Raw genomic sequence first — 5,596 nt, forward strand, 5'->3', positions numbered from 1 at the left:
TCACCACGCCGTTCGAGCTGCCCAGGGCGGTCGCCTCGATGCCCAAGGTCGGTTTCTTCCCCGGCTCGACCATCGGCAATTTCGAGCCGCATGAAGCGCAGGCCTTCCTGAAGAGCGCGCGCGCGATTCTGGGCCGGGGCGCGCAGATGATCATCGGCGCCGACCTCGAGAAGGACGAGCGCGTGCTCTTTGATGCCTACAACGATGCGGCCGGCGTCACCGCGCGCTTCAACCTCAATGTGCTGGTGCGGATCAACCGCGAGCTCGGCGGCAATTTCGACCTGTCCGCCTTCACCCATCGCGCCATCTACAATCGCGAGCGGCATCGCATCGAGATGCACCTGATCAGCAAGAAGAACCAGACCGTGCGCCTGCTCGGCACCAGCTTCTCGTTCCGCGCCGGTGAGAGCATCCACACCGAGAACAGCTACAAATACAGCCTCGAACGCTTCGCCGCGCTGGCGCAAGGCGCGGGCTGGCGCGTGCGCGAGAGCTGGACGGACGCGGCCAGGATGTTCTCGGTGCACRCGCTGGAAGCGGCGGAGTAAACGCTCTCACCGCATCTGAGAGCGCTTTCCCTGCGGCGCATCCTTCGAGACGCCCGCTTTAGGCGGGCTCCTCAGGATGAGGACGGAGTGCGCGGCGGCAGCTTCAACGGGCACCGAGGCCGATTAGCCTCATCCTGAGGGGACCGCGGAGCGGTCGTCTCGAAGGACGAGGCGCGCGCTCAGACCGCTCCGCTAGGCCATGCCCTCCGACCGGCCTTCAGTGCTCCTCGGCCTCTTCCACCTTCGACCCCAGCGACACCGACTCCCACACCGCGACGACGATCATGATCACCGTCGTCGCGACCGAGAGCCATAGCGGCGAGAGATCGGCGGCGAACCACCACAGCACCAGAAGCAGGATGATGCCGATGCCGTGCGAGAGCTGGAGGAAGCCGCGGATCGCGAGCTTGAACAGGATGGTGCCGACCAGGAACACCACCGGTCCGCCGACGGTGCTCACGATGGTCCTGACGTCGGAATGGCCGGTCGGGTGCTTCAGTACCAGTTCGTCCGAGACCGCGGTCAGGATGATGCCGGCAACGATCGGCATGTGCAGATAGGTGTAGGCGAGCCGCGCCAGCCGGCCGGATTCGGCGGACTTCGAGATGCGCTCGGAGCCGGCCTCGGCGCCCTTGTGGAAGTAGATCCACCACATCGCGATGGCGCCGGTGAGCGCCGAGACGAAGGCCAGGATGTTGTCGGCGGTCCAGTCCAGCTCGGCAAAGGTCGCGCCGTTGACGACGACGGCCTCGCCGAGCGCGATGATGATGAACCCGGCGCAGCGCTCGGCCATGTGGCCGCCCTCGACGGCCCAGGCCTCGACCGACGAGAACCCCAGCTTCGGGACCCAGAAGCGGACCGCGGGCGAGACGTATTCGATCGCGAGCGCCACGATCCAGAACCAGAGCCGCTCCTCCCCATGCGCGAGGCCGCCGAGGATCCAGAAGATCGCGGAGCCGCAGAGCCAGACCAGGATACGGATCGCGTTGTGCCGGACCGCCGTGCGGTGCCGCGGGGTTGCGAACAGCCAGAACGCGGTGCGGCCGACCTGCATGGTTGCATAGGCGATCGCGAACCAGAGACCGCGGCCATCGAAGGCGGTCGGGATCGTCGTCGACAGCACGAGGCCGCCCAGCATCATCAGGAAGATCAGGATGCGGACCGGCGTCAGATCGGGATTGAGCCAGTTGGTGACCCAGGCGGTGTAGACCCACACCCACCACACCGCCAGGAACAGCAGCGTGACCTCGACCGCGCCGAGCGGCGTGAAGTGGTGCAGCAGCGTGTGCGACACCTGCGTGACGGCAAAGACGAAGACGAGGTCGAAGAACAGCTCGGCATTGGTGACGCGGCTGGGCTGGTTCGGCAGGATGACGCGAAACATCGCGCCGCGCGAATTGTCCGCAGCCATCATCGGTCCCCCGCTGCGATCAGATCAGGTGCCGGGTACCCCGGTTTGCAGCGCCAGCGCATGCAGCACGCCGCCCATCTGGCCGCGCAGGGACTGATAGACGATCTGGTGCTGCTGGACGCGGGACTTGCCGCGGAAGGATTCCGAGATCACGGTCGCGGCATAGTGGTCGCCGTCGCCGGCGAGGTCACGGATCGTCACCTCGGCATCGGGGATCGCTGCCTTGATCATCGCCTCGATATCGTGGGCGTCCATGGGCATTCGGGTCTCGCTCCTTCTGGTCTCAAGCGTTCGAATCGCTGCCGGGGTCCCCTCGCCGGCAGGGCCAAACTTAGCGTGAACGGCCTTCTACGTCACGCCTTCCTGCACTATATCCCTGATCCCATCAGGATAAAGGCACGACAAAGTGCCGCGCGCGGCAGATTGATCGAAAAGGCGTGAAATCATGAAGCTTCCAGGGCCCGACCACCCCATCACCATCACCCCAAACCCCCGGCGCGTCCGCGTCACGGCGRGCGACATCGTGATCGCCGAGACCAGCAAGGCGCTGACGCTGAAGGAGGCCAGATATCCGGCGGTGCAATATGTGCCGCGACAGGATGCCAACATGGCGCTGCTGGAGCGTACCGACCGCGTCACCCACTGCCCCTACAAGGGCGATGCGAGCTATTACAGCGTCAAGGCCGACGGCAAGACGCTCGACAACGCGATCTGGACCTATGAGGCGCCCTTCCCCGCGATGGCGGAGATTTCAGGCCATCTGGCCTTCTATCCGGACAAGGTGAAGATCGAGGAAGTGGGGTAGTTTTTGATGTTGTCATTCCGGGGCGATGCGAAGCATCGAACCCGGAATCTCGAGATTCCGGCAGCTACGCCCTGAAGATCGTGAGCCCCAATATCAGCAGCACGAGGAAGATCACGACGAAGACATAGAACAGGAAGCGGGCGATGTCGGCGGAGGCGGCCGAGATGCCGGTGAAGCCGAGCACGCCGGCCACGATCGAGATCAAGAGAAAGATCAGCGCCCATTTCAGGATCGTCATCGCCTGCTCCGACTTGGGTGCCGCTCCCCGCGGCCCTCATTCGGGGACGCTAACTTCGCGGCGCGGAACTGGTTCCTGACGGCGCCGCATCGGCCAAGAAGCTGCAAAAGCATGACGCTGAACAAACATGGCGCTGCACAAACGGCGCTTGATGAATCGGGTTCCCGGCGGCACAGTCTGGCCAGGACATTAGCAAGACCGGGGCGGCCACGATGACGATGTCACATTCAGCGACGATCGGTGCAGAGGTGCACGCCGCGCCCAAGGCCAAGACGCGCAATCTGTCGCTCGATCGCGCCCGCACCTTCCTGACGCTGGTGGTGCTGCTGCATCACGCGGTGATCCCCTATACTTATTTCGGTCATACCGATCCGAAGTACTTCTTCGGCTTCGACATGATCGTGCTCGCCACCGACAGTTTCTTCATGGCGATGTTCTTCTTCCTGTCGGGACTGTTCGCCTGGTCTGGTATCGCCCGGAAGGGAGCGCGGAGCTATTTGGCAGATCGCCTGCTTCGGCTGGGCTTACCCTTCGCGATCTGCGCCCTTACAGTCATTCCGCTCGCCTATTACGCGATCTCCCTGCGGCAGCATCCCGAGATCGGCTTTTCGGAATACTATTGGAATATGATCACGAAGGGCCCTTGGCCGAGCGGGCCGATCTGGTTCCTTTGGGTCTTGTTCGCCTTCGACCTGGTTGCCTGCCTGCTGCACCGGCTGTCGCCCAATCTGCTCGATCCGATCAATCGCCTTTCGCTACACGGTCGCCGTCGGCCCGCCGTGTTCTTCGCGGTCATGTTTACCGTCACCGCGGCGTTCTATGTTCCGGGACTGATGCTTTATGGACCAAGCAGCTGGTTGGAATTCGGGCCGTTCTCGGTGCAGCACGGGCGCGTGATGCTCTATGCGAGCTACTTCTTTTTCGGTGCCGGGATCGGCGTCGCGAATATGGATCGCGGCCTGCTCGCGGTAGACGGCCGGATGGCGAGGGTCAGCTGGGATTGGATGGTCTTGGCGATCGTTCCGTATTGCCTGCTCTGGGTGCTGATCTTCATCAAGCGCGAAATACTGGGAAATCCGTCGCCGCTGCCGAACTGGTATGAGGGGCTTTATGCCATCTGCTTCGCTGTGTTCAGCGTGGCCATCATGTTTCTGATCCTGGCCTTGTTCAGACAATCAGGCTCGGCCAAGCTGCTCGATCCGATGCAGGCGGACGCCTACGGCATATTTTTGGTGCACTACCCGATCGCGCTTTGGTTGCAATACTGGCTGTTCGACTATGAGCTGCCAGCGATCGTCAAGGCGACGATCGGCTTCGTGCTCACGGTCGCGTTCAGTTGGGCGCTAACGCGCGCCTTGCGCCAGATTCCCGGGGCAACGAAGATACTGTGACACTGACGGTCTCTGTCATTGCGAGCGCAGCGAAGCAATCCAGAGTCTCTCCGCGGAGGCTTTCTGGATTGCATCGCTGACGCTCGCAACGACTGAGTTTGCGGACGCGGATTACGCCGCCTTCCCGCCCATATACTCCGGCAGCCAGCGCTCGAACGAGGTCCGCAGCGTATCGATTGCAACCGGCGCTTCGCCGGCGATCGCGATGGTGTCGCCGCCGGTGGTGCCGATTCGCACGCAGGGCACCTCGCAGCCGCGCATCTTGGCGAGCACGCGGCCAGCCTCCGTTTCCGGCACGGTGACGAGATAGCGCGCCTGGTCCTCGCCAAACCAATAGGCCTGCGAGACAAGCGAAGTCGGCGCCGCCAGCAGCTTCGCGCCGATGCCGCTCGCCATCGCCATCTCGGCGAGCGCGATCAGCAGGCCGCCGTCGGAGAGGTCGTGCACGGCGGTCGCGGTGCCCGCATGGATCATGCCGCGCACGCAATCGCCGTTGCGCTTCTCGGCGGCGAGATCGACCGGCGGCGGCGCGCCCTCCTCGCGACCGCAGATGTCGCGCAGGTACACCGACTGGCCGAGCCAGCCATGGGTCTCGCCGACCAAGAGGATCGCCTCGCCCTCGGCCTTGAAGGCGAGCGAGGCGGACTTGGTGAAATCGTCGAGCAGGCCGACGCCGCCGATCGAGGGCGTCGGCAGGATCGCGCGGCCATTGGTCTCGTTGTAGAGCGAGACGTTGCCTGAGACGACCGGGAAGTCGAGCGTGCGGCAGGCTTCCGAGATGCCCTTCAGGCAGCCGACGAACTGGCCCATGATCTCGGGCCGTTCAGGATTGCCGAAATTGAGATTGTCGGTGATCGCGAGCGGCTTGCCGCCGACCGCGGTGATGTTGCGCCAGGCCTCCGCCACCGCCTGCTTGCCGCCCTCGAACGGATCGGCCTCGCAATAGCGCGGCGTGACGTCCACGGTCAGCGCGAGGCCCTTCGGGCCGTCCTGCACGCGCACCACGGCGGCATCGCCGCCGGGGCGCTGCATGGTGTTGCCGAGGATGACGTGGTCGTACTGCTCCCAGACCCAGCGCTTGCTGCACATGTCGGGCGTGCCGATCAGCTTCTCCAGCGCGGCCCCGACGCTCATCGGTGCCGGCACCTCACGCGCATGCACGACCGGCAGCGCGGCGGAGGGGACATGCGGCCGGTCATAGAG

7 protein-coding genes are annotated in these 5,596 nt (G+C 64.3%); 3 read left to right on the top strand and 4 right to left on the bottom strand.

What is annotated here, in order from left to right; all coding sequences use genetic code 11:
• The coding region (locus tag AC1D00_RS24140) for an L-histidine N(alpha)-methyltransferase (protein WP_477012372.1) at nt 1-548 on the top strand (548 nt) is incomplete at its 5' end.
• Between the two features lie 217 nt (nt 549-765).
• On the opposite strand, the gene AC1D00_RS24145 is transcribed toward AC1D00_RS24140, so the two are convergent.
• Together AC1D00_RS24145 and AC1D00_RS24150 are read right to left on the bottom strand one after the other, a co-directional pair.
• Nucleotides 766-1,959, bottom strand: coding sequence for a low temperature requirement protein A (locus tag AC1D00_RS24145; protein ID WP_477012376.1), 1,194 nt, complete (start codon nt 1,957-1,959; stop codon nt 766-768).
• A gap of 24 nt (nt 1,960-1,983) precedes the next feature.
• Entirely contained in the window at nt 1,984-2,220 is a 237-nt protein-coding gene (locus tag AC1D00_RS24150) for a BolA family protein (protein WP_011088461.1), read from the bottom strand.
• Nucleotides 2,221-2,404: 184 nt separating this feature from the next.
• Here AC1D00_RS24150 and AC1D00_RS24155 point away from each other — a divergent pair, with 184 nt between their 5' ends.
• Nucleotides 2,405-2,764: a DUF427 domain-containing protein gene (locus tag AC1D00_RS24155; RefSeq protein ID WP_477012373.1), complete on the top strand. Its 360-nt coding sequence runs from the start codon at nt 2,405-2,407 to the stop codon at nt 2,762-2,764.
• Nucleotides 2,765-2,828: 64 nt separating this feature from the next.
• Here AC1D00_RS24155 and AC1D00_RS24160 read toward each other — a convergent pair whose 3' ends face one another.
• Nucleotides 2,829-3,002 (bottom strand): DUF1328 domain-containing protein, encoded by a 174-nt coding sequence (locus AC1D00_RS24160; protein WP_027548646.1) that lies wholly within the window; start codon nt 3,000-3,002, stop codon nt 2,829-2,831.
• A 212-nt stretch (nt 3,003-3,214) separates the two neighbouring features.
• On the opposite strand from AC1D00_RS24160, the gene AC1D00_RS24165 reads away from it, so the two are divergent.
• Entirely contained in the window at nt 3,215-4,393 is a 1,179-nt protein-coding gene (locus tag AC1D00_RS24165; protein ID WP_477012374.1) for an acyltransferase family protein, read from the top strand.
• 111 nt (nt 4,394-4,504) lie between these two features.
• Here AC1D00_RS24165 and AC1D00_RS24170 read toward each other — a convergent pair.
• A partial coding sequence (locus AC1D00_RS24170) for an AIR synthase related protein (RefSeq protein ID WP_477012375.1) occupies nt 4,505-5,596 on the bottom strand: 1,092 nt, incomplete at its 5' end.

The sequence above is a fragment of the Bradyrhizobium sp. P2_E8 genome, from assembly GCF_056403875.1.

Excerpts from the sequence above, each read along its gene's own strand:
- AC1D00_RS24145 (WP_477012376.1), bottom strand. The coding sequence starts at position 1,959 with ATGGCTGCGGACAATTCGCGCGGCGCGATGTTTCGCGTCATCCTGCCG.
- AC1D00_RS24150 (WP_011088461.1), bottom strand. The coding sequence starts at position 2,220 with ATGCCCATGGACGCCCACGATATCGAGGCGATGATCAAGGCAGCGATC.
- AC1D00_RS24160 (WP_027548646.1), bottom strand. The coding sequence starts at position 3,002 with ATGACGATCCTGAAATGGGCGCTGATCTTTCTCTTGATCTCGATCGTG.
- AC1D00_RS24165 (WP_477012374.1), top strand. The coding sequence starts at position 3,215 with ATGACGATGTCACATTCAGCGACGATCGGTGCAGAGGTGCACGCCGCG.